Source organism: Micromonospora sp. NPDC000316 (assembly GCF_042898885.1).
Taxonomy (GTDB): domain Bacteria; phylum Actinomycetota; class Actinomycetes; order Mycobacteriales; family Micromonosporaceae; genus Micromonospora.
Map to the genome: position 1 here is coordinate 362,737 of NZ_JBIAZG010000004.1, position 22,069 is coordinate 384,805.

At 72.8% G+C, this 22,069-nt stretch carries 18 protein-coding genes; 6 read left to right on the forward strand and 12 right to left on the reverse strand.

Features of this window, described 5'->3' with window-relative positions:
- Complete coding sequence (locus ACFY2Q_RS12575) at positions 1 to 720, forward strand: hypothetical protein (protein ID WP_387129672.1); 720 nt, start codon at positions 1 to 3, stop codon at positions 718 to 720.
- A gap of 49 nt (positions 721 to 769) precedes the next feature.
- Here ACFY2Q_RS12575 and folE read toward each other — a convergent pair whose 3' ends face one another.
- The 4 genes from folE to ACFY2Q_RS12595 form a co-directional block, all read right to left on the reverse strand.
- Complete coding sequence (gene folE, locus ACFY2Q_RS12580; protein WP_387129786.1) at positions 770 to 1,435, reverse strand: GTP cyclohydrolase I FolE; 666 nt, start codon at positions 1,433 to 1,435, stop codon at positions 770 to 772.
- Positions 1,436 to 1,470: 35 nt separating this feature from the next.
- Positions 1,471 to 3,489, reverse strand: coding sequence for an ATP-dependent zinc metalloprotease FtsH (gene ftsH / locus ACFY2Q_RS12585; RefSeq protein ID WP_387129674.1), 2,019 nt, complete (start codon positions 3,487 to 3,489; stop codon positions 1,471 to 1,473).
- A 475-nt stretch (positions 3,490 to 3,964) separates the two neighbouring features.
- Positions 3,965 to 4,540, reverse strand: a complete 576-nt coding sequence (hpt, locus tag ACFY2Q_RS12590) for a hypoxanthine phosphoribosyltransferase (protein WP_030328005.1) — start codon at positions 4,538 to 4,540, stop codon at positions 3,965 to 3,967.
- 100 nt (positions 4,541 to 4,640) lie between these two features.
- The gene (locus ACFY2Q_RS12595) at positions 4,641 to 4,790 is read right to left on the reverse strand and encodes a hypothetical protein (protein ID WP_387129790.1); all 150 of its coding nucleotides are present in this window, start codon (positions 4,788 to 4,790) and stop codon (positions 4,641 to 4,643) included.
- Positions 4,791 to 4,928: 138 nt separating this feature from the next.
- Between ACFY2Q_RS12595 and ACFY2Q_RS12600 the strand changes: the two genes are divergently transcribed.
- Positions 4,929 to 5,891: a GlxA family transcriptional regulator gene (locus ACFY2Q_RS12600; protein ID WP_387129676.1), complete on the forward strand. Its 963-nt coding sequence runs from the start codon at positions 4,929 to 4,931 to the stop codon at positions 5,889 to 5,891.
- Between the two features lie 150 nt (positions 5,892 to 6,041).
- Here the strand turns inward: ACFY2Q_RS12600 and tilS are convergent, their stop codons facing one another.
- The 3 genes from tilS to dacB all read right to left on the reverse strand — a co-directional run bounded on the left by tilS (position 6,042) and on the right by dacB (position 9,599).
- Complete coding sequence (tilS, locus tag ACFY2Q_RS12605) at positions 6,042 to 7,034, reverse strand: tRNA lysidine(34) synthetase TilS (protein ID WP_387129677.1); 993 nt, start codon at positions 7,032 to 7,034, stop codon at positions 6,042 to 6,044.
- A 10-nt stretch (positions 7,035 to 7,044) separates the two neighbouring features.
- Positions 7,045 to 8,115: a zinc-dependent metalloprotease gene (locus ACFY2Q_RS12610; RefSeq protein ID WP_387129678.1), complete on the reverse strand. Its 1,071-nt coding sequence runs from the start codon at positions 8,113 to 8,115 to the stop codon at positions 7,045 to 7,047.
- A gap of 95 nt (positions 8,116 to 8,210) precedes the next feature.
- Positions 8,211 to 9,599: a D-alanyl-D-alanine carboxypeptidase/D-alanyl-D-alanine-endopeptidase gene (gene dacB / locus ACFY2Q_RS12615; RefSeq protein WP_387129679.1), complete on the reverse strand. Its 1,389-nt coding sequence runs from the start codon at positions 9,597 to 9,599 to the stop codon at positions 8,211 to 8,213.
- Between the two features lie 775 nt (positions 9,600 to 10,374).
- On the opposite strand from dacB, the gene ACFY2Q_RS12620 reads away from it, so the two are divergent.
- Entirely contained in the window at positions 10,375 to 10,881 is a 507-nt protein-coding gene (locus tag ACFY2Q_RS12620) for an inorganic diphosphatase (RefSeq protein WP_053654810.1), read from the forward strand.
- 31 nt (positions 10,882 to 10,912) lie between these two features.
- On the opposite strand, the gene eccD is transcribed toward ACFY2Q_RS12620, so the two are convergent.
- Positions 10,913 to 12,316: a type VII secretion integral membrane protein EccD gene (eccD, locus tag ACFY2Q_RS12625; protein WP_387129681.1), complete on the reverse strand. Its 1,404-nt coding sequence runs from the start codon at positions 12,314 to 12,316 to the stop codon at positions 10,913 to 10,915.
- 101 nt (positions 12,317 to 12,417) lie between these two features.
- Here eccD and eccCa point away from each other — a divergent pair, with 101 nt between their 5' ends.
- The 3 genes from eccCa to ACFY2Q_RS12640 all read left to right on the forward strand — a co-directional run bounded on the left by eccCa (position 12,418) and on the right by ACFY2Q_RS12640 (position 18,588).
- Positions 12,418 to 16,389 carry a type VII secretion protein EccCa gene (gene eccCa / locus ACFY2Q_RS12630; protein ID WP_387129682.1) on the forward strand — a complete coding sequence of 1,324 codons (3,972 nt, stop codon included), beginning with the start codon at positions 12,418 to 12,420 and terminating at the stop codon, positions 16,387 to 16,389.
- Between the two features lie 74 nt (positions 16,390 to 16,463).
- Positions 16,464 to 17,798 carry a type VII secretion-associated serine protease mycosin gene (gene mycP / locus ACFY2Q_RS12635; protein WP_387129684.1) on the forward strand — a complete coding sequence of 445 codons (1,335 nt, stop codon included), beginning with the start codon at positions 16,464 to 16,466 and terminating at the stop codon, positions 17,796 to 17,798.
- A gap of 43 nt (positions 17,799 to 17,841) precedes the next feature.
- On the forward strand, positions 17,842 to 18,588 hold the full coding sequence (locus tag ACFY2Q_RS12640) for a phosphatase PAP2 family protein (RefSeq protein ID WP_387129685.1): 747 nt from the start codon (positions 17,842 to 17,844) through the stop codon (positions 18,586 to 18,588).
- Between the two features lie 13 nt (positions 18,589 to 18,601).
- Here ACFY2Q_RS12640 and ACFY2Q_RS12645 read toward each other — a convergent pair whose 3' ends face one another.
- From ACFY2Q_RS12645 to nth, 4 genes are all read right to left on the reverse strand, one after another.
- Entirely contained in the window at positions 18,602 to 19,780 is a 1,179-nt protein-coding gene (locus ACFY2Q_RS12645) for a MarP family serine protease (protein ID WP_387129686.1), read from the reverse strand.
- Positions 19,781 to 19,843: 63 nt separating this feature from the next.
- Positions 19,844 to 20,536 (reverse strand): NUDIX hydrolase, encoded by a 693-nt coding sequence (locus tag ACFY2Q_RS12650; protein WP_387129687.1) that lies wholly within the window; start codon positions 20,534 to 20,536, stop codon positions 19,844 to 19,846.
- Positions 20,533 to 21,267: a redoxin domain-containing protein gene (locus ACFY2Q_RS12655; protein ID WP_387129689.1), complete on the reverse strand. Its 735-nt coding sequence runs from the start codon at positions 21,265 to 21,267 to the stop codon at positions 20,533 to 20,535. The genes ACFY2Q_RS12650 and ACFY2Q_RS12655 overlap by 4 nt, the downstream gene beginning before the upstream one ends.
- The gene (gene nth / locus ACFY2Q_RS12660; RefSeq protein ID WP_387129691.1) at positions 21,264 to 22,052 is read right to left on the reverse strand and encodes an endonuclease III; all 789 of its coding nucleotides are present in this window, start codon (positions 22,050 to 22,052) and stop codon (positions 21,264 to 21,266) included. Before nth ends, ACFY2Q_RS12655 begins: the two co-directional genes overlap by 4 nt.
- Positions 22,053 to 22,069 lie beyond the last annotated feature (17 nt).

Consider the following 22,069-nt stretch of genomic DNA (forward strand, 5'->3'; position numbering starts at 1 on the left):
ATGAGCGCGGAGGCGACGGTGACCGGGCCGGTCCGTCAACGGACGGCCGGGCCGGACGATGCGGTCACGCGGCCGGACGCGGAGCCTGCCAACGCGTGGGCGGAGTACCTCGCAGCGGCGCGTCAGCTGGACGGTGTGCGTCGCGGAGCGGCTGCGGCGGCCGGCGAGCAGGCCCGCTCGGCGGAGGCTGCTCGCGAGGAGCTGACTGTGGTTCGCACCGGGCTGGCGAGCCAGCAGGATCGGCTGCGGGAGCTTGGCGTACCGGCGATTTCGCTTGTGCCGTCGCCGCCGGAGCTGACCGAGGCGGCCCGGTCGATGGCCGGCGGCCCGGCGGCCGTGCTGGCGGCGCTGCGGGCCGCGCGGGGTCGGGCCGAGGCGGCGGACGCGGCGCTGGCCGCCCGTCGCGGGTTCCGGCCGGGTTCCTGGCCCGCGCGGGCCAGGAACCTTCTGGTGTACGGGCCGCTGGCGCTGCTTGTGCCTCTGATCCAGGTGATCGTGTACGCGTCGACCGGGCCGGGCGCGGCCAGTGTGGCGGCGCTGATCTGCGGGCTGCCGATGCCGGCGGTCGCGTTCGTCGCCGGCTGGGTGGCCGTCGGGCGGTCGTTCCGCGCGGGCCCCGGTGAGCGGCTGGACCGCACGGTGCGCTTCGGCGCGCTCGTCTGCCTGGTGCCGGCGGTGCTGGTGACGGCGGGTCTGCTGCTGGCCCTGCTGGCCGGCTGACCCACCGCGACGAACACAGGGGTTGGTCGGCCGACCAGCAGCGTACGGGTCAGCGGGGGATGATCAAGGCCATCGCCTCGGCCCGCGACTTGGAGTCCGACTGTAGGACGCCGCGCACGGCCGACGTGATGGTCTTGGCACCGGATTTCTGGATGCCGCGCATCGCCATGCACATGTGCTCGCACTCCAGCACGACGACGGCGCCGCGCGGTGCGAGTTTGCTCATCAGCAGGTCGGCGACCTGCGAGGTGAGTCGTTCCTGCACCTGCGGCCGGCGGGCGAAGACCTCGACCAGTCGGGCGAGCTTGGAAAGGCCGGTGATCCGCCCGTCCGGGCCGGGGATGTAGCCGATGTGCGCGCTGCCTCGGAACGGCAGCAGGTGGTGCTCGCAGAGGCTCATCACGTCGATGTCCCGGACGATCACCAGCTCTTCGTGGTTGGCCTCGAAGGTGGTGCTGAGGACCTGCGCCGGGTCGACCCGCAGGCCGGCGAAGAGTTCGGCGTACGCGCGGGCGACCCGGGCCGGGGTCTGCTGGAGCCCGTCCCGATCCGGGTCCTCGCCGACCGCGATCAGGATCTCCCGGACCGCCTTCTCGATCCGGCCGAGGTCGACCGCGTCCTCGACGGGGCGGCCACTGAGCCTGCCGCTGATCAGTCGGGCGGCCACGTAGTCCAACGTGTCGTCGCCGTCGGGTTCGGTCGCGGAGACGGCCAGCTCCCGGTGAGGGGAGCTGGCCGTCGGGTCGTTGCTCAGTGCGTACCGTCCGAGTTGTTGGACGGCGTGCCGCCACCGACGGACGCCTGCGCGCCGTCAGCCTCGGCCTGCGCCTTGAGCTTGTCCTTCTCCGCAGGGGTGAGCACGGGCGGCTCGGTGGAAGGCTGGCGCTTGCCGAAGCCGTTGTACGGCGCCAGCGGCGGGCGCTTGACCACCCGGGCGCAGATCCGCGCCATGTCGGCAGTGGAGAGGGTTTCCTTCTCCATCAGCTCCAGCACGATGTTGTCCAGGACGTCCCGGTATTCCACCAGGATCTCCCAGGCCTCGTCGTGCGCCAGCTCGACCAGCGCCCGCATTTCGCCGTCGATCTCGGCGGCCACCGAGTCCGAGTAGTCCCGCTCGTGGCCCATGTTGCGGCCGAGGAACGGCTCGTCCCCGCTGGTGCCGTACTTGATCGCGCCGAGCTTGGAGCTCATGCCGTACTGGGTGATCATCGCGCGGGCCAGTTGGGTGGCCTTCTCGATGTCGTTGCCAGCACCGGTGGTCGGCTCGTGGAAGACAAGCTCCTCGGCGGCCCGGCCGCCCAGCGCGTACGCCAGGGTGTCGATCATTTCGGCGCGGGTCTGGGTGTACTTGTCTTCGGTCGGCAGCACCAGGGTGTGGCCCAGCGAGCGGCCACGCGACAGGATCGTCACCTTGTGCACCGGTGCGGCGTGCGGCAGCGCCCAGGCGACCAGCGCGTGCCCACCCTCGTGGTACGCGGTGATCTTCTTTTCCTGGTCGCTCATCACCCGGGTCCGACGCTGCGGACCGGCGACCACGCGGTCGATCGACTCTTCGAGCGAGTCGTTGGTGATCGCCCGCTGGTCCTTACGGGCGGTGAGCAGGGCCGACTCGTTGATCACGTTGGCCAGGTCGGCGCCGCTGAAGCCGGGGGTACGCCGTGCCACCGCGTCGAGGTCGACGTCGGGGGTGAACGGCTTGCCCTTGGCGTGCACCCGCAGGACGGCCTTGCGGCCCTCCATGTCGGGGGCGTCCACCGGGATCTGCCGGTCGAACCGGCCCGGGCGCAGCAGCGCCGGGTCGAGGATGTCCGGCCGGTTGGTGGCCGCGATCAGGATGACCCCGCCCTTGGTGTCGAAGCCGTCCATCTCGACGAGCAACTGGTTGAGCGTCTGCTCGCGTTCGTCGTGACCGCCGCCCATGCCGGCGCCACGGTGCCGACCGACGGCGTCGATCTCGTCGACGAAGACGATCGCCGGGGCGTTCGTCTTGGCCTGCTCGAACAGGTCACGGACCCGGCTGGCGCCGACCCCGACGAACATCTCGACGAAGTCGGAGCCGGAGATGGAGTAGAAGGGCACCCCGGCCTCGCCGGCGACCGCGCGGGCCAGCAGCGTCTTGCCGGTGCCGGGCGGGCCGAACAGCAGCACGCCCTTCGGGATCTTGGCGCCCAGGGCCTGGTACTTCGCAGGGTTCTGCAGGAAGTCCTTGATCTCGTGCAGTTCCTCGACGGCCTCCTCGGCACCCGCGACGTCCGCGAAGGTCGTCTTCGGAGTGTCCTTGGTGATCATCTTCGCCTTGGACTTGCCGAAGTTGAGCACACGGGAGCCGCCGCCCTGCATCTGCGACATGAAGAACAGCAGCAGGAGCACGAGCAGCGCGATGGGCAGCAGGTTGACCAGCAGGCTCACCCAGATGCTGTCCGACGAGACCTCGGCGTCGGCCGGGCCGGTGACCCGGTTGGCCGCCTTGGCGTCCAGCACCTCGTTCCAGATCTGGTCGCCAGCCTGGTACGGGAACTGAGCCTCGATCTTGTCGGTCTCGGTCTTGCCGAACTTCGCCTTCTCGGCCAGGTTGAGCTGGAGCGTCTGCTCCTTGTCCTGGAAGACGACCTTGTTGATCTTGGCAGTGTGGAGCTGGTCGAGCGCAACGGAAGTGTCCACGCGGTGGTAGCTGGGACCAGCGGTGAACAGCTGACTGAGCACAACGGCGCCGAGGATGACCAGGATGATCCAGACCACCGGTCGGCGGAAGAAACGCGTACGTTCCATACTGTTGTCGAGCGCCAAGGCGCCCGCATCCTCCTGATCGACGTCCTGACCGTCTGATGGTGTCGCCGCACTGGGCGGCGGCCGGAGCCGCCGTGCGGGCCGGCCTCGACCCCGAAGCGCGAATACTGCCGCGCCGCGGTCATTCGACGGTACACCGTGTACGCGACGAGTGAGCTTGCGAGCCCCGCACTCGGCGCACCGTCGCCATCGACGGCGGGCACCGTGGGCGGCCTCACCAGCCCCGCTTCGACGTCGTACGGCGGGTCCGGGCAGAAACCGGCGTGGCGGGAATTCCGGCCCGACCACCCGTTCGCCCGGTCGCGCGGTCGAGGGGTCGGGCGCGAGGGTACTTTCACGCCACCGGGCTCCACGGTAGCCGGAAGAACTGAGAGCGCGCTGAACGTCGGCTTGACGAGCACCGATGCGAGTTGCTCTCACATCGTCGGGTCGAGCCGGCGAGAGCGGTCAGCCGACCTCAGGACCGGGCGTAGACCTCGGGCTTGAGCACCCCGACGTAGGGCAGCTCCCGGTAACGCTCGCCGAAGTCCAAGCCGTACCCGACCACGAACTCGGTGGGGATGTCGAAGCCGACGTACTTCACCGGGACCGGCACCTTGACGGCGTCCGGCTTGCGGAACAGCGCGACCACCTCGACGCTCGCCGCCGAGCGGGACTCCAGGTAGCGCAGCAGCCAGGAGAGCGTCAGCCCGGAGTCGACGATGTCCTCGACCACCACGACGTGCCGGCCGGCGATGTCGCGGTCCAGGTCCTTGAGGATGCGGACCACACCGGAGGAGGTGGTGCCCTGGCCGTAGGAGGAGATGGCCATGAAGTCGAGCTCGGCCGGGGGGCCGTTGCGGCCCAACGCCCGGGCGAAGTCCGCCATGAACATCACCGCACCCTTGAGCACGCAGACCAGCAGCAGTCCGTCACCCACGTGGGCGTAGTCGGCGGAGACCTGCTTGGCCAGTTCCGCCGTCTTCTCGCGGATCTGCGCCTCGGAGATGATCACGTGGTCGATGTCGGCGTCGTACCAGGAGCCGTCAGCCATGTCTCCTAGCCTGCCGTACGACGGATGGCCTCCGTCGGCGGGGCCGCACCTTTCGGCGCGGTCCCGCCCGGGATTTTCGGCGCAAAAAGCATCAAACGCATCAGCAGGTACGGGACTGCCAGCGGCGGCCGTCCTCGGTGGGCTTCCAGTCGGCCGAGTCGCGGCTGTCCGCGGTGAGACCGGCCGCCGAGGCGGCGACGAGCAGGGCAAGGAACAGGAGGAAGAACAGGAACTCCATGGCGGCGCTCACTTTCGCATGGTTGCTGTCGGTTTCGCCGCCGGTGCGCACCGGACTGAGACAAGTCTGCGACGACTCGCGCTGACCGAACAGTGGCAGAGATGCCACTGATCATCGATTTACTGCCACCTGTCGGGTTACCCTCGTCACATGCTTCGCTCTGTCGCGGTCCTCGCCCTCGACCAGGTCGCCCCGTTCGAGTTGGGCGTCCTCGCAGAGGTGTTCGGCACCGACCGCACCGCCGACGGCTTCCCCGCGTACCGCTTCGACGTGTGCAGCCCGGACGGCGCGCCCGTCCGCACCTCCGCCGGGTTCCACCTCACCCCGAACGCCGACCTCGGGCCGGTGGAGGAGGCCGACCTGGTGGCCGTGCCCGCGCACGCCATGGGCACAACCGTTCCGGAGCCGGTGCTCGACGCGCTCCGCCGAGCCGACGCACGCGGAGCGCACCTGTTCAGCGTCTGCTCCGGCGCCTTCCTGCTCGGCCGGGCCGGGCTGCTCGACGACCGGGAGTGCACCACCCACTGGCGCTACGTCGACGAATTGCAGCGCCGCCACCCGCGTGCCCGGGTCCGCTGCAACTCGCTCTACGTCCAGGACGGTCGACTGTTGACAAGCGCCGGCACGGCGGCTGGCATCGACGCCTGCCTGCACCTGATCCGCCAGGCTCACGGTTCGGCCACCGCGACCCGCCTGGCCCGGCGGATGGTGGTCCCGCCGCACCGCGACGGCGGGCAGGCGCAGTACATCGAGGCGCCCATCCCGAGGATGCCCGAGGCACCGACCCTGGAGCCGGTGCTGGAGTGGCTGATGGGGCATCTGGATCGGCCGATCACGGTGGAGGAGTTGGCCGCCCGCGCCGACATGGCACCGCGCACGTTCGCCCGCCGCTTTCGCGCCGAGACTGGCACCACCCCGCACGACTGGCTCACCAACCAGCGGGTGCTACTCGCCCGACGGCTGTTGGAAGAGACTCCGCTGAGCGTGGAGGCCGTGGCCGCCCAGGCCGGCTTCGGCGACGCTGCGACGCTGCGCCACCACTTCAGCCGCCGCGTCGGCGCCACCCCGCACAGCTACCGGACCACCTTCCGGGACCGCGCACACACCGTCTGACGCAGGCCGCCGAGCGACCCGGCGGGCAGTCCGGACCTGTGACGCAGGCCGGTCGACGCACCGCTCGGAGAGCCTTTGCTCTGCTTCAACCCACGCAACAGCTGAGCGCCGTTTCTGTTGCGCCGGTTGAAGCAGAGCAAAGGAGGTCAGTCAGGTGGGGTCGACCGGCGCCAGCCCGCCGGCGCGGCGCAGCACCCGGATCCCTCCGGGCAGGTCGACAGGCCCCTGACCGTGCCACTCGGTGACCAGGGCGTCCAACGCGTTGACGTGCCCGTAGGACAACGCAGCCGGGAGGGCGCCCAACTCCCGCGCCCAGGTGTGCAGCACCCGGCCACGCACGGCGGGCACCAGGCCCGCCAACGCCGCCACGGAGAGCCCTCCATCGGCACACCGGGCCGCCGCCAGCGCCGCCACCGCCAACCCGTCGAGAGCGGCGTTGTCGGCCGCCACCAACCGGGCGGTACGCGCGAGGTTGTCCACCACGCCCGGCCCGAGCGCGCGTACCAGCGCCGGCAGCAGGTCGGCGCGAACCCTTGAGCGGGCGTACGACGGGTCGGTGTTGTGCGGGTCCTGCCACGTGTCGAGGCCGAGCGCGGCACAGGCGGCGCGGGTCTGCTCCCGGCTGATCTCCAGCAGCGGGCGCAGCAGCGGCACCCCGGCCAGGTCCCGTCGAGCCGGCATTCCGGCCAGCCCGCGCGGGCCGGCTCCCCGCGCCAGGGCGAGCAGCACGGTCTCCGCCTGGTCGTCCCGGGTGTGACCGGTGAGCAGCGCGGCAGCCCCGTGCTGGCGAGCCGCCTCCGTCAATGCCTGGTAGCGGGCCTCCCGGGCCGCCGCCTCGGGGCCGCCCGGACGCCCGGCCACCTCCACCCGGGCCACTTCCACCGGAGCGAAGCCGGCCTCGCGTGCCCAGGCAGCCACCGCCTCCGCCCGCTGCGCCGAGCCGGCCTGCAGGCCGTGGTCGACGGTCACCAGCCCCGCAGACCGGCCCAGCCGGGGTGCCACGAAGGCGGTCGCCGCAGCCAGGGCGAGCGAGTCGGCACCACCGGAACAGGCCACCAGCACCGGACCACCGGGCGGCAGGCCGTTCAGCGCGCGGCGGACCACCACCCGGATCGCGGCCACCGGCGGGGCGAGCGCGGCCACCTGCGGACGGTCAGCCAGCGGCCGGGATGTGGCCGGCCGGGCCGTGCACCCGCGCCACCCAGGCGTCCGGGTCGCCAAGCTCGGACAACCGGGGCAGGGTCAGCGGTGAGTTGAAGATCGAGTTGAAGCCCTCCATGCCGACCCGCTCGACCACGCCGTGCACGAACTTGCGGCCCTCGGCGTACTGGCGCATCTTGACGTCCACCCCGAGCAGCCGGCGGATCGCCTTCTCCAGCGGGTTGCCCGCCTCGCGACGCCTGTTGAACGAGGCGCGGATCCGCTCCACGCTCGGGATCACCTGCGGGCCGACGCCGTCCATCACGAACTCGGCGTGCCCTTCCAGCAGGGTCATCAACGCGGTCAGCCGGTCCAGAACGGCCCGCTGCGCCGGGGTCTGCACGATGTCCAGCACGCTTGTGCGGCTCTCCGGGTCGCGGACCGCGTCGGACAGCGTCGCCACGCCACGCCGCAACCGCTCGACCAGGTGCTCGCTGCCGCTGGACGAGGCGTCTACGAACGCCTGCACCTCGCTGAGGAAGTACGCCCGCATCCACGGCACGGCGGTGAACTGGGTGCGGTGGGTGACCTCGTGCAGGCACACCCAGAGCCGGAAGTCCCGTGGGTCGGCGCCGAGCTTGCGCTCCACCTCGACGATGTTCGGCGCGACAAGCAGCAGTTGGCCCGGATCGGCGGAGAAGACCTCGTACTGGCCGAGCACGCGGCCGGACAGGTAGGCAAGCACGGTGCCGGCCTGCACCCCGGTCAGCCGGGACCCGATCGCCTCGGTCAACGCGCCCGGCTGCTTGTCACCGGAGAGCCGGCTGACCAGCGGAGTGATCACCTCACGCAGCCCGGCGATGTTTGTGGCCGCCCAGTCCCGGCGGTCGACCACGCGGACCGGCGGGTGCGCCACCTGCGCCCGTAGCCCCGTGTAGTCGGCCACGTGCCCGGCCGCCTCGTCGGTCAGCCGACGCAGGTCGCCGACCACGTCGGTGGCCTCGGAGTACGACACCCGAGGGCCCGACTTGCTCAACGCCCCCGCGGTGGCGGCGGCCAGATCCCAGTCCACGAACTGCGCCATGGACCCACCGTACCCGCGCCGCGACACCCCGGCCCGGGGTCGCGTCGGCGATCGACGCCGATCGCGGCTCCCGAGACCCATGCCGGAGAGCGCGGTCAGCGGCAGCCGCAGCCCGCCAACGCAGCGGCGATCCGGTCCAGCGCCGGTTGGGCAGTGTCCGTGCCGCCGGGCACTTTGTCGGTGAGCACCGCGAAGGTGAGCAGCCGGCCGTCAGCTGTGGTGACCAGGCCGGCGATGGCGTGCACCCCGGTCAGGGTGCCGGTCTTGGCCCGTACGGCACCCGCCCCGGCGGCGGTGCCCGGAGCGCCTCGGTAGCGGTCGCCGAGAGTGCCGGACCACCCGCCCACCGGCAGACCACCGAAGACCCCTGCCAGCTCCGGGTGGTCCGGGCTGGCGGCGAGCCGGATCAGGTCGGTGAGCAGTGACGGGCTGATCCGGTTACGGCGGGACAGCCCACTGCCGTCGGAGAGGGTGATCTCCTCGGCGGGCAGGCCCAGCGCGGCCACCTCCGCGTCCATCGCGGCGGCGGCGCCGTCGAACGAGGCCGGTTGGCTGCGGGCCAGCGCCACCTGGCGGGCGAGCGCCTCGGCCAGCAGGTTGTCACTCTCGCTGATCATGATGTCCACCAGCCGGATCAACGGCGGGGACTGCACCGTGCCCAACTCTGTGCCGGAGGGCGGGGTGCCACCGGCGGCGGTCGACAGGGCCGGGGCCGTGCCCCGCTTCACGGTGTCGGTCGGTACGCCGAGCAGGCGGGCGAACGACCGGCCTGCGCTGAGGTCCGGCTCGGCGACACGTTCGGCGCCGCCGGGCTCGGCTCCCGGGTCCCTGCGAGCGCCGTCGGTCATCAGCGCGGTCACCGCGCCGCCGTAGCCGCCGGTGGGGATGTCGGAATCCCAGCCGGGGCCGTACACCGGGCCGGAGTAGATCGAACCGTCGACTGTGACGCTTGTCGGGGCGGTGCCACCGAGCGCGGTACGCACCTGCGCGGCCAGGTCGTCCAGGCGTGCCGCGCCCGGGTAGTAACCCTTCTTGTCCACCGCGAGGGTGGGGTCACCACCGCCGACGAGCACCACCTCGCCGGGCTTCGCGCCGGCCACCGCCCGGGTCGGGATCTCGTAGCCGGGGCCACGAGCGGCCAGCACGGTCACCGCGGTCGCCAGCTTTGTCACCGAGGCGGGCACCGTCCCGTCGTCGGCCCCCTTGGCGAACAGCGTCTGGCCGGACGCCACGTCGGCCACCGAGACGTTCACCCGGTCACCCAGGGCGGCCGCACCGACAAGCGGGCCCAGCGCGGCCTTGACCCCGTCCGGGGTGGGCAGCGGAGCATTCGCGTCCGGCCCGGCCAGCACGTCCGACGGGTCTGGTTCCGGGGTGGCGGCGGCTGCGGTCGGCGCGGACGCGACGTCCTCGCCCAGCCAGCCGGCAACCGGCCCGGGTCGGACCACGACCACGCCGACGCCGACGAGCACCAGCAGCACCACCGCGGCGAGTACGGCGAGGAGCCGCCCCCGCTGGCGAGTGCCGGCCGGAGCGGCGGGCGGCTCTACGCCGGCCGGAGCCGGCAGCGCGGAGATCGGCGGGCCCAGCGGCGGACCGCCCCCGGGGGTCGTCGTTCGGTCACCGGCCGGCGGACGGCTGGCCTGGGCAGGACCCCCTGGAACGGGACCACCCGAGGCCGGCCCGGCCGGAGCAGCACCACCCGAGGCTGGGCTGGTCGAGGCGGCGCCACCTGAGGCTGGGCCGGTCGGAGCGGCACCACCCGGGGCTGGGCTGGTCGGCACCGTGGCGCGGCCAGCCGCCGGGGCGCTCGTGGGGCGGTCACCGCCGAGGACCGGAAAGCGGCCGGTGTTCGGCCCCACGGGAGCCGGACCGGACGGACGCCACGGCAGCGGTGGAGGCCGCTCGGAGACCGACTCCGGACCCGGTGTCGGGCCTGCCGGAGATGCCGGAGACGTCGCGCCTGCCGGAGACGTCGGTTCGGAGGCCCGAGGGAGGTGGGCGTCGGGCACCGGAACCCGTCCGGTGGCGCCACCGGAGCCGGATCGTCCGGTACCGCGCGCGGCGCCCCCGTCCGGGCGGTAGTGTGAATCTTCCCTCCCCACGACCCCCTCCTCCCCCAGCGAAAATCGGCTTGGGTGACACTACTTCGGTCCGAAGACTATGCGGCGGCCGGAGTCGGCGGGTGGGCATTCACCTGTCCGGGGGAGCCGCCAGTGATATCCGTTAGCCAGCGTGGGCAGACGAGGGAGCGTGCAGATGGATTTCGACGTGACGGTTGAGATCCCCAAGGGTCACCGCAACAAGTACGAGGTGGACCACGCGACCGGCCGGATCCGGCTGGACCGCACCCTCTTCACGTCCACCCAGTACCCGGCCGACTACGGGTTCATCGAGGGCACCCTTGGCGAGGACGGCGACCCGCTCGACGCCCTGGTGCTGGTCCCCGAGCCGACCTTCCCGGGTTGCCTGATCCGGTGCCGTGCCATCGGCATGTTCCGGATGACGGACGAGAAGGGCGGGGACGACAAGGTCCTCTGCGTGCCCTACGAGGACCCGCGCCAGGAGCACCTGCGCGACATCCACCACGTGGGCGAGTTCGACCGGCTGGAGATCCAGCACTTCTTCGAGGTCTACAAGGACCTGGAGCCCGGCAAGTCGGTGGAGGGCGCGACCTGGGTCGGCCGCACCGAGGCCGAGGCCGAGATCCACGCCTCGTACCAGCGGGCCCGCGACGCCGAGGCGCGCGGCGAGACCCTGCACTGACGCACCCTGACGCACCGGGCCCGGTGGCCGCTCACCCGAGCAGCCCCCGGGCCCTGTCGTACAGGTCGAGGACCGCGCAGGCGACAGGCACCACGGCGACCACGAGCGCCGTGTCGGTGAGGTCCGCGACCCTTCCGAGGTACGGCGAGACGGGCCGACGCGCGTACCCGGTGCCGGCGGCCACGGCCACCAGGCCCAGCGCCGCCCCGCCGAGGACCAGCGCCAGCCGCCCGGTGTCGTCGGCCCGGTCGACAAGCACGGCACCCAGCACCGCGTAGCCGGCCAGCCCGGCGAGCACCGTCGGCACCCGGTGCCGCAGGGCCACGAACAGCCGCGACCGCAGCAGCAGCACCGCCGAGACCACCGCCACCAGCACCCGTCCGGCCGTACCCCCGGTCGTCCCGAGCACGGTGGCCGCAGCCACCGCCAGCAGGGCGTGCCCGAGCAGCATCCCGGTCAGCACCTCCTCCGTGCGGGTGACCGCCGCGTGCACCCGACCCCGGTCCGGCAGGTCCCGGGCCCGCTCCGGCTCGTCGGCGGACGTGGCGGCCGGCAGGGTGATCGGTGGCAGCGGCAGCTTGCCCAGCCGGATCGCCAGCAGCGGGATCACCCCGACCGCGAAGACCAGCGCGCTGAGCAGCACCGCCGCCGTGCCCGCCGGGGTCAGCAGAAGCGCGCCGAGCGCCGCGCCGGCACCGAGCAGGCCGACCGTCACGCCGGCCACGAAGACCCGCAGTCGGCTGGCCACCCCGAGCAGCCCGAGCAGAGCCACGAACAGCAGCGCCGCCGAGCCGGCCAGCAACTCGGGCGCGCCGACCCAGCGCGCCAGCCCGAGCGGCCCGACCGGATCGCCGGAGCCGACCGCGAGGGCACCGGCCACGAACGCGTACGGCAGGGCGTAGCCGCCGAGCGTCGCCCCGGCCGTGCCGTCACCGTTGGCGCGGGAGGCGACAGTGCCGGCCACGGTGAGCAGCAGGGCCACCACCGTCGCCACGAGCCAACCGCTGCGGTGCGTCGGGCCGACGGCGAGCAGGGCGAGCAGCCCGACGGCGAGCGGCACGGCGGCACCGGCCAGACCGGCCACCCGGGTGGCGGTGGGCGACCAGGCACCGCCGCGACGCCGGGCCCCGTCGGCGATCGCCTCGACCACGTCGTCGTACTCCAACTCGGGCCAGTACGCGCGGGCCGGCACCAGGTGCAGCACCTCACCGTCGCGGACGCCCTGCGGCAGCAGCGCCTGGGCAGTCGCCAGCAGCGCGCCGTCGGTGCGCCGCAGCACCCAGCCGCCGTGCCGTTCGCCGTCGTCGGCCAGGCCCTCACCGGCGTGTCGGAGCACGTCGGGCAGCAGCTCTGCCAGGGGCGTCTGCTCCGGCAGGGCGACGTCCACCCGCCGTTGCGGCGCACTGATGGTGACGCGGGCCAGCCCTGTTGTCATCGACTGGTCTCCATATCGAGGGGGATCGGAGGCTGCGCGGACGACAGGACTTTACCTACCATGAGCCAGGCTCGGGTTACCCAGCGCTGTCAGGAGGCCGAGTGTCCACAGTCATCATCAAGCGCCCGCCCCGCCGGCCGGCACCGGAGATCCCCGCCGGTGAACTGCCTGTCGAGGCGCCGCCGGAGATCCCCGTGGTGACCGGCGGGCGGTGGCAGCAGATGCTCATGCTGCTGCCCATGCTCGGGGGCACGGTGGCGATGGCGATGATGTTCGGTCGGGGCGGCGGCACCTACTCGTACGTGGTCGGCGGGATGTTCGGGCTCTCCTCGCTGGCGATGCTCGTGACGTCCTGGGGCAGCGCCTCGGGCACTCCGAAGAAGTCGGAGATGATGGCGGCCCGCCGGGAGTACCTGCGTCATCTGGCCACCCTGCGCCGCCGGGTACGACAGACCGCCGGGCAGCAGCGGGCCGGGCTCTACTACCGACACCCGGATCCGGGCCGGCTGTGGTCGACCGTGGACAGTCACCGGGTCTGGGAGCGGCGTCCCACCGACCCGGATTTCGCTGTCGTGCGGGTCGCCGTCGGGCCGCAGACGCTTGCCACCCCGCTGGTCCCACCGGTCACCCGGCCCCTGGAGGAGCTGGAACCGATGACAGCGGGCGCGCTGCGCCGCTTCCTGGACGCGTACTCAGTGGTGCCGGAACTGCCGGTGGCCCTGTCCCTGCGCAGCTTCGCCCGGGTGCACATACGTCTCGGCGGCGGGCCGGGCACCGGCCGGCCGCCGGGCGGCGACCCGACGGCGCAGGCCCTGGTCCGGGCCGTGTTGACCCAACTGGCCGTCTTCCACGCCTCCGACGAGTTGCTGATCGCGATCTGCGCGGGGCCGGAGCGCCGGGCCAGTTGGGAGTGGGTGAAGTGGCTCCCGCACGCGCACCACCCCGGCCGCACCGACGCGCTCGGGCCGGTGCGGCTGGTCACCACCTCGGCCGCCGACCTGGAACGGCTACTCGGCGACGTGCTGGCCAGCCGCTCCCGGTTCAGTCCAGCGGGCCCGGCCACCGACGGCCCGCACGTCGTGGTGGTCCTCGACGGCGGCGACCTGACCGGCGCCAGCGACCTGACCGGCGACGGCGGAATCGACGCGGTCACCGTCCTGGACCTGGACACCCCGCCGCCCCGCCTGCTCGACAGGTACGCGCTGCTGCTGGAACTGCGCGGCCGACGATTGCACTCCATGTCGATCGAAGGGCACGCCGAGGTGGGCACCGCCGACCAACTCGACCTGGCCGAGGCCGAGGCGATCGCCCGACGGTTGGCGCCGCTCCGGCTGGCCGGCACGGCCCGTGGCCCCGACGCGCCGCTCCAGGCCGAGCTGGGCCTCCCGGAACTGCTCGGCCTCGGTGACCCGGAGAGCTTCACCGCCGAGCAGGGGTGGGCGCCGCGCTCGGCCCGGGACCGGCTGCGGGTGCCGATCGGGGTGGGCACCGACGGGGGCGCGATCGAGCTGGATCTCAAGGAGTCCGCCCAGGACGGGATGGGCCCGCACGGCCTGCTCATCGGCGCCACCGGCTCGGGAAAATCCGAGTTGCTCCGTACGCTGGTGCTGGGGTTGGCCGCGACGCACAGCTCCGAGCAGCTCAACTTCGTCCTTGTCGACTTCAAGGGCGGTGCCACGTTCGCACCGTTCGACCGGCTGCCACACACCGCCGCCGTGATCACCAACCTGGCCGACGCGCTGCCCCTTGTCGACCGGATGGTCGACGCGATCAACGGTGAGCTGGTCCGCCGGCAGGAGCTGCTGCGCCGGGCCGGCAACTTCGCAAGCGTGCGCGACTACGAGCGTGCCCGGGCGGCCGGCACCCCCCTGGCCCCGCTGCCGTCGCTGCTGCTGATCTGCGACGAGTTCTCCGAGCTGCTCTCCGCCAAGCCCGACTTCATCGACCTGTTCGTGCAGATCGGCCGGCTGGGTCGGTCGCTCGGCGTGCACCTGCTGCTCGCCAGCCAGCGCCTGGAAGAGGGCCGGCTGCGTGGGCTCGACACCCACCTGTCGTACCGGATCGGGCTGCGGACGTTCTCCGCGCTGGAGTCCCGCACGGTCCTCGGCGTGCCCGACGCGCACGAACTACCCCGCTCACCGGGCCACGGCTTTCTGCGCGCCGGCACCGATCCGCTGGCCCGGTTCAAGGCCGCGTACGTCTCCGGGGCGGTCCGCCGCCGGGCCTCGTCGGCGGGCACGGCGGCCGACGGAGGTGCCCGCCTGCTCACCTTCACCACCCACACGGTGCCGCTGCCCGAGCCGGCCACCCCGGCCCTGCCGATGGTGGCCGAGGACGAGAGCAGCCGGAAGACCCTGCTCGACCTGCTCGTCGACAGGCTCGCCGGGCAGGGTCCACCCGCACACCAGGTCTGGCTGCCGCCGCTCGGTCAGCCACCGGCCCTGGACGAGCTGCTCGGCTCGGTCGAGGTGGACCCGGCGCGCGGGCTCACAGTGGGCAACCCCGAGCTGCACGGCGCGCTCGGCGTGCCGGTGGCAGTCGTGGACCGACCGCTGGAGCAGCGCCGCGACCTGCTCTGGCTGGCGCTGGACGGCGCGGCCGGGCACGTCGCGGTGATCGGGGCACCGCAGAGCGGCAAGTCCACCGTCTTGCGGACGTTGATCTGCGCGCTGGCGCTCACCCACACCCCGGCCGAGGTGCAGATCTACTGTCTCGACTTCGGCGGCGGTGGCCTTGCCGCACTGCGGGACCTGCCGCACGTGGGCGGGGTGACGGGCCGCGCCGACCCGACAGCCGTCCGGCGAACCGTGGGTGAGATGACGACACTGCTGGCCGAGCGGGAGCGTCGCTTCGGCGAGCTGGGCGTGGAGTCGATGGCGGCGTACCGGCAGCGTCGGGCCGCAGTGGGCGCGGCCAGCCAGCCGGGGGCCGACCCGTTCGGCGACGTCTTTCTGGTGATCGACGGTTGGAGCACCATCCGTGGCGAGTACGACGACCTGGAGCCCCTGGTCACCGACCTGGCGACCCGGGGCCTGTCGTACGGGCTGCACGTCGTCGCCACGGCGCTGCGCTGGTTGGATTTCCGCCCGGCGATCCGGGACCTGTTCGGCTCCCGGCTGGAGCTGCGACTCGGTGATCCGGCGGACTCGCTTGTGGCGCGCAGGGCGGCGGCGAACGTACCGGAGCAACCCGGTCGGGGGGTGACGGCGGAGAGCCTGCACTTCCTCACCGCGCTGCCGCAGCTCGGCGCCGACAGCGGTGACACCACCGACCTGGTCAAGCGGGTCGCCGACAGCTGGAGTGGCCCTCGGGCGCCCCGCATCCGGCTCCTGCCGCCGGTGCTGCCGTACGCCGAACTGGACCTCACCGCGACGACCGGCCTGCGGCTGCCGATCGGGATCGCCGAGGCGGACCTGCGCCCGGTGCTGCTCGACTTCGCGGCCGAACCGCACTTCGTGGTGTTCGGCGACGCGGAGTGCGGCAAGTCCTCGTTCCTGCGGGCGTTGGCCACCTCGATCATCACCCGTTTCACGCCCGAGCAGGCCCGGGTCATCCTCGTGGACTACCGGCGCAGTCTGCTCGACGCCATCGAGACGCCGCACCTGATCGGGTACGGCACCGCCGCGGCGCACACCGCCGACCTGGTCGAGTCGGCCGTCGGATACCTGGAGCGGCGGGCACCCGGCCCGGAGGTCACCGGGCAGCAACTGCGCGACCGGTCCTGGTGGTCGGGGCCGGAGCTGTTCGTGCTTGTCGACGACTACGACCTGGTGGCGGCCGGTCCGGCGAACCCGTTGCGGGCGCTGGAGGAGCACCTGCCGCACGCCCGGGACGTCGGGCTGCACCTGGTGCTGGCCCGGCGAACGGGCGGGGCGGGCCGGGCCCAGTACGAGCCGATCGTGCAGCGCCTGCGGGAACTTTCCACCGCCGGTCTGGTGATGGCGGGCAGCCCGGACGAGGGCGCGCTCGTCGGGCCGGTCCGGCCCGGGCCGCTGCCCCCGGGCCGTGGCCGGCTGGTCACCCGGCGGGAGGGCGTACGCCTCGTTCAGCTCGCCCAATTGCCGCCGCCATGACCTGTCTTCGTAGTTCCTCCCGACACGGGTGGGGAAACCGGTAATCTCCGATCGTCATGGTTCCGTCGGGGTGAATGGCTGGGGATGTGACTGGGGTTCGGCACAGGTGTCCGGCAGCGACCCGCGGGGTCGCCGGCCGGGCGCTGCTCGGTGTGGTGGCGGCGCTCGCCGTCACGGCCCCGGCCGCCGCACCCGTCACGGCGCCCACCACCGGCGGGCAGATCGCCGGCGCGCCGATGGCGTTCGCCCCCGGCGACACGGTCGCCCGCACCGACCAGGTCCGCGACGAGCAGTGGCAGCTCGACGAGTTGCGGGCCGAGACGGCCTGGCGCACCTCGACCGGCCGGGGCGTGACAGTCGCCGTTGTCGACTCCGGAGTGGACGGCACCCATCCCGACCTGGTCGGCCAGGTGCTGACCGGCGTGGACCTCGTTGGTCCCGCAGGCGGCGCCGGCCCGGATCCGGTGGGGCACGGCACGACAGTCGCCGGCCTGATCGCCGGCCGCAAGGACGACAAGAGGGGCGTGGTCGGCCTGGCGCCGGACGCCCGGATCCTGCCGGTGCGGGTGCTCGACGAGGAGAACCGCTACGACGACGCGCTCATCGTCGCCAAGGGCGTGCGCTGGGCGGTCGACAACGGCGCCCGCGTGATCAACCTGTCGCTGGGTGGCAGCGGCGACAGCCCGGCTCTGGCGGCGGCTCTGGACTACGCGTTCGCCCGGGACGTGGTGGTGGTCGCCTGCACCGGAAACCTGGCCACCTCCACCAACTCGAAGGTGTGGTACCCGGCCCGCGAGCCGGGCGTGATCGCGGTCGCCGGCCTGGAGGGCAACAGCGACAACCTGTGGTCCGGGTCGATCACCGGCCGGGCCACGGTGCTCAGCGCCCCCGCCACCGGCCTGGTCGGCGCCCGGCCCCCCACCGGATACTGGCGGGTGCAGGGCACCAGCTTCGCCGCGCCGCTTGTGGCGGCCACCGCCGCGCTGGTCCGGTCCCGCTATCCGCAGATGTCCGCCGGCGAGGTGGTCAACCGGATGCTGGCCACCGCCCGGGACCTCGGGCCGACCGGCCGCGACGACCGATTCGGGTACGGCGTTGTCGATCCGGTGGCCGCGCTTACCGCCCAGGTGCCGTCGGTGACCGCCAACCCACTGGACGATCAGACGTCGCCCGGTGTGGTCGGCTTCGGCCCGGCCCCCGGTTCCGCCGACGACGACCCGGTGGAGGGCGCCGGCAGCGACCCGCTCGGCTTCACCGCGCCACGGCCGCAGACGGGGTGGACGGCCCGGGCGGCGGGCGTGCCCGACGATTCGGCGCCCGAGCAACTGTGGACGGGGGCCGTGCTGCTGGCCGCCCTCGTCACCGGCGCGGCCCTGATGGTGCGCCGGTTCCGTCAGCGCAGCCGCTGATCGGCAGGGCTGATCGGCGGCCGAGCGGGGTAGACCCCTTCCTATGAGTACGTCCGGCACTCGTACCCTCGACACCACCCGGCAGCCGTCCTGGCGGCGCCGCCGTCTCGACCCGGACCAGGCACTTGGCCTGCGGCTGACCCTGGCGGTGACGGCGGCGTTCCTGGTGCTGGTGCCGTTCGCCCTGCTCGCCCTGCTGGCGCTGGGGGTGTGGGCGCCGCTGCACCGGCTGGACACGACTGTCACCGAGGCGCTGCACGCCTACGCGCTCGACCACCCGGCCTGGGTCACGCTGATGCGGGTCTGGACCGAGGTGTTCGCGCCAATGCCGCTGCGGGCCGCCTCCCTGCTCGTGGTGATCTGGCTGCTGCGTCGGAGCGCCCGCCGACTGGCCCTCTGGGTGACCACCACGATTGTTGTCGGCGGGTCGCTCGGTCCGCTGCTCAAGCTGCTCGTCGGCAGGGACCGGCCGGAGTTGCTCGATCCGGTGGCACGGGCCGCCGGCTACTCGTTCCCCTCCGGGCACGCGCTCAACGCCACACTGGCCGCCGGGGTGCTCCTGCTGGTGTTCCTGCCGTACGCCGGGCGGGCAGCGTCGCGGATCGCGCTCTGGATCGCCGCCGTGCTGATCACCGTGGTTACCGGGCTGAGCAGGGTGGCGCTCGGCGTGCACTTCACAAGCGACGTGATCGGCGGCTGGCTGCTCGGCGTGGCGGTGCTCGCGGCGACCACTGCCGCGTTCACGAGTTGGCGGGCAGCACCCGGCGAAGCCGCCGGTCGACCGAACTGACGTCGCTCGACGCTCAGGTGCACTCGCCGGTGGCGACGGCACGGTTGCGTTCGGCACCGGCAAGCGCCACCGGGCGGGCCTCGGCGGCGGTCACCGCGAAGCCGGTGTTGGGGTCGTCCGCCGCCGCCGCGAAGATCACGCCGAGCACCAAGCCGTTCGCGGAGAGCAGCGGGCCTCCGGAGTTGCCGCTGCGCACCAGCGCCCGGATCGTGTAGACCTCCCGGGTGACGTCGCCGGAGGAGTAGATGTCCGGTCCCTTGATCTTGTCGACGTCACGGATCCGCGCCGACTGCGCGTTGTACGGGCCGTCGAGGGGAAAGCCCAGCACGATGGCGTCCGAGCCGCTGCCCGCGTTGCCGGCGGCGAACCGCATCGACGGGCCGGGCAGCCCCGGCACCAGCAGCACGGCCAGGTCCCGGTTGGGGTCGTAGACCACCACCTGACCGTCGTACCGCTCCCCGCCCAGCTCCACCGCCACCGAACGGGTGCCGGCGACCACGTGTGCGTTGGTCATGACCCGGTCGTCGGCGTACACGAAGCCGGAGCCCTCGATGCGGCGCGAGCAACTCGGCGCGGAGCCGAGCACCTTGACCACCGACCGCTGGCCGTTGACCACCACCTGGGAGCCGGCCAACGCCGGATCGGGCGGATCGACCTGTCGGGCCCGGGTGGGCGCGAGGTCGCCGAAGACGTCCGGGAAGCCGTCGGTGTCGACGGTGTCCTCCAGCGCGGTGGACAGCCGGTGGGCCTGCTCCGGCAGGACACCGTTCACCACAGATATCAGCGCGCTGTTGCGCACCGCGGACGCGAGCCAGGGAACCGAGGACGAGCCGAGCGGCACGGCGACCAGCCAGGCGAGCAGGAGCACCGCGAACAGTGAGACGAAAGCCCCACCGACGTCGTCGATCCGTCTGCCCACGTCGCTGGTGATCGTCTTGCGCAGGTGCGAGCCGAGCCAGCCGGCGAGCGCCTGCCCCACCACGGCCAGCCCGAAGATCGCCACCAGGGAGATCAGCACGCGGGTGCCGGCATCCACGAACTGCCGAGCGAACAACGGCCCGAGCTGGAGGCCGAGCAGCAGGCCCAGGAAGAACCCGGACAGCGACGTGATGCCGATGACGAAACCCTGACGGTATCCGCTGATCGCGAACACGAGCATGAGCAGCAGGAGGACGAGATCCACGACGGACACGGGTCAAGCGTACGGGCAGTGCGCCCGACAGATGACCATCGCTTGCGGAAGGTGACCGCGTGGTCAGCGTAGGGCGGTTTCGTCGACCTCGTCGGTGCCGGCCGACGGCGCCGGGGTCGCCCCGCTGGGCGGCAACTCGACCACCCGTTTGCGCGACCACGGGCGGGCCCATCCGCCCATCTCCAGCAGGGTGGCAAGCACCCCGGCGGTGAAGCCCCAGACGAGCATGCCGCGCGCCGAGAACGCCGGACCGATCCAACCGCTGGGGTGGCGGACCAGCATCCGGTTGGCCGGGTCGACAAGCTCACTGACCGGCAGTCGGGCCACGTGCGCCACCTCGGCGGGCTCCCGAGGGTGCACCGGGTGCGGGTCGTGCCACCAGGCCAGCACCGGGGTGACCACGAAATCGCTTACCGGAATCCACAGTTTCGGCAGCTCGGCGAGCACGGTCACGCTGCCCGGGTCCAGGCCGACCTCCTCGTTCGCCTCGCGCAGCGCCGTGGCGCGTACGTCGGCGTCCTCCGGGTCGGCGGCACCGCCGGGAAAGGCGGGCTGGCCGGCGTGGTTGCGCAGGTTGGCGGCCCGTTGCAGGACCAGCACGTCGGGCCCGACGCCGGGCTGCTCGCCCAGCAGCACCAGCACGGCGCTCTCCCGGCCACCCTCGGCGGGGGTGGTCAGTCGGGTGAAGTCCTCGGCGCGGGCGGTGCCCAGCCGGGCCAGCAGAGGCTCGAACCAGCCCGGCGGTCGGACGGTCACGCCGGCACCGCCAAGCCGAGGTGCTCGCGGACCAGCGTGGTGAGCTGGGCGTCGTCGAGGGCACCTGTGGCATCAATGTGCCGGATCCGGCCCTGCGTGTCGACGAAGAGGGTCAGCGGGATGGCGTTGCGGTTCAACTCCCGTTGCAGCGCCTCGCCCTGGTCGACAAGGATCGGGAACCGTACGCCGAAGTCCTCACCGATGGACTGGGCACCGCCGCGGCTGTCCCGGCTGTTCACGCCGAGAACCTGGAGCTGGCCGGCGGCCCGCTCGCTGAGCCGCTGGAAGGCGGGCAGCTCCTTGCGGCACGGCGGGCACCAGGAGGCCCAGACGTTGATCACGGCCGGCCCCGCCACGTCGCGCAGCGCGACGGGCGCACCGCCGGTGAAACAGGCAAGGGTCAGCTCCGGCAGCACCGGAGCGCCTGCGGCGGGAGCCGTCGCGCCGCTGGCGGGAGCCGTCGCGCCGGTCCCGGGCGATGCGGCGCCGGGCGATGCGGCGCTGGGCGATGCGGCGCCGGGCGATGCGGACCCGGGCAGCCCGCCGCCGGGTGACGCGGCGGTCGGCGGCGCGGAGGTGGGCGACGTGCCCAGCGCGGCGCAGTCCCGGAACGGCGACGGCCGCTCGGCGGCGGCCCGCCTCGGCGCGGGGTCGTCGTCGGTCGTGCCTCCGGTGCAGCCGGCGACGGCCAGCAGCAGCGGCAGGGCGAGCAGGGCGAGACGGCGGTTCACGGCACCTCCGCGGCGACCGCCTGGGCGGGCACCAAATCCGGGTCGACCCCGGCTGCCACCGCCAGGTCCCGTGCCCGAGGGCCCTTGAGCAGCTTGGCGGCGGCGGCCGGCTCGGTCGGGCCGGTGCCGTAGGAGGGGCAGAGCTTCGCGAGCGTGCATGCGCCACAGGCCGGCTTGCGGGCGTGGCAGACCCGTCGCCCGTGGAAGATGATCCGGTGCGACAGCATGGTCCAGTCACGCTTGTCGTACAGCCCGCCGATCGCGTGCTCGATCTTGACCGGGTCGGTCTCGGTGGTTAGCTGCCACCTGTGCACAAGCCGCTGGAAGTGCGTGTCGACGGTGATCCCGGGGACGTCGAACGCGTTGCCGAGGATGACGTTCGCGGTCTTGCGGCCGATCCCGGGGAGTGTCACCAGGTCGACGAGCCGGCCGGGGACCTGGCCGTCGTAGCGGTCGACGAGCGCCTGCCCGAGCTTGAGCAGCGAGTCGGTCTTGTTGCGGTAGAAGCCTGTGGGCCGGATCAGCTCCTCCATCTCGCCACGGTCGGCACCGGCGTACGCGGCGGCACTCGGGTAGCGGGCGAAGAGCTTCGGCGTGACCTCGTTGACCTTCTTGTCGGTGCACTGCGCGGAGAGGATCGTGGCGACGGCCAACTCCAGGGCACTGGAGTGGTCCAGCTCACAGTGCGCGTCGGGGTGCGTCTCGGCCAGCACCCGGCCGATCTTGCGGGCACGGCGTTTGCGCCCGAGGTCGGTCTCGCTGGCACCGGGAGGGCTACTGGTCACGACGGTCAGCCTACGTC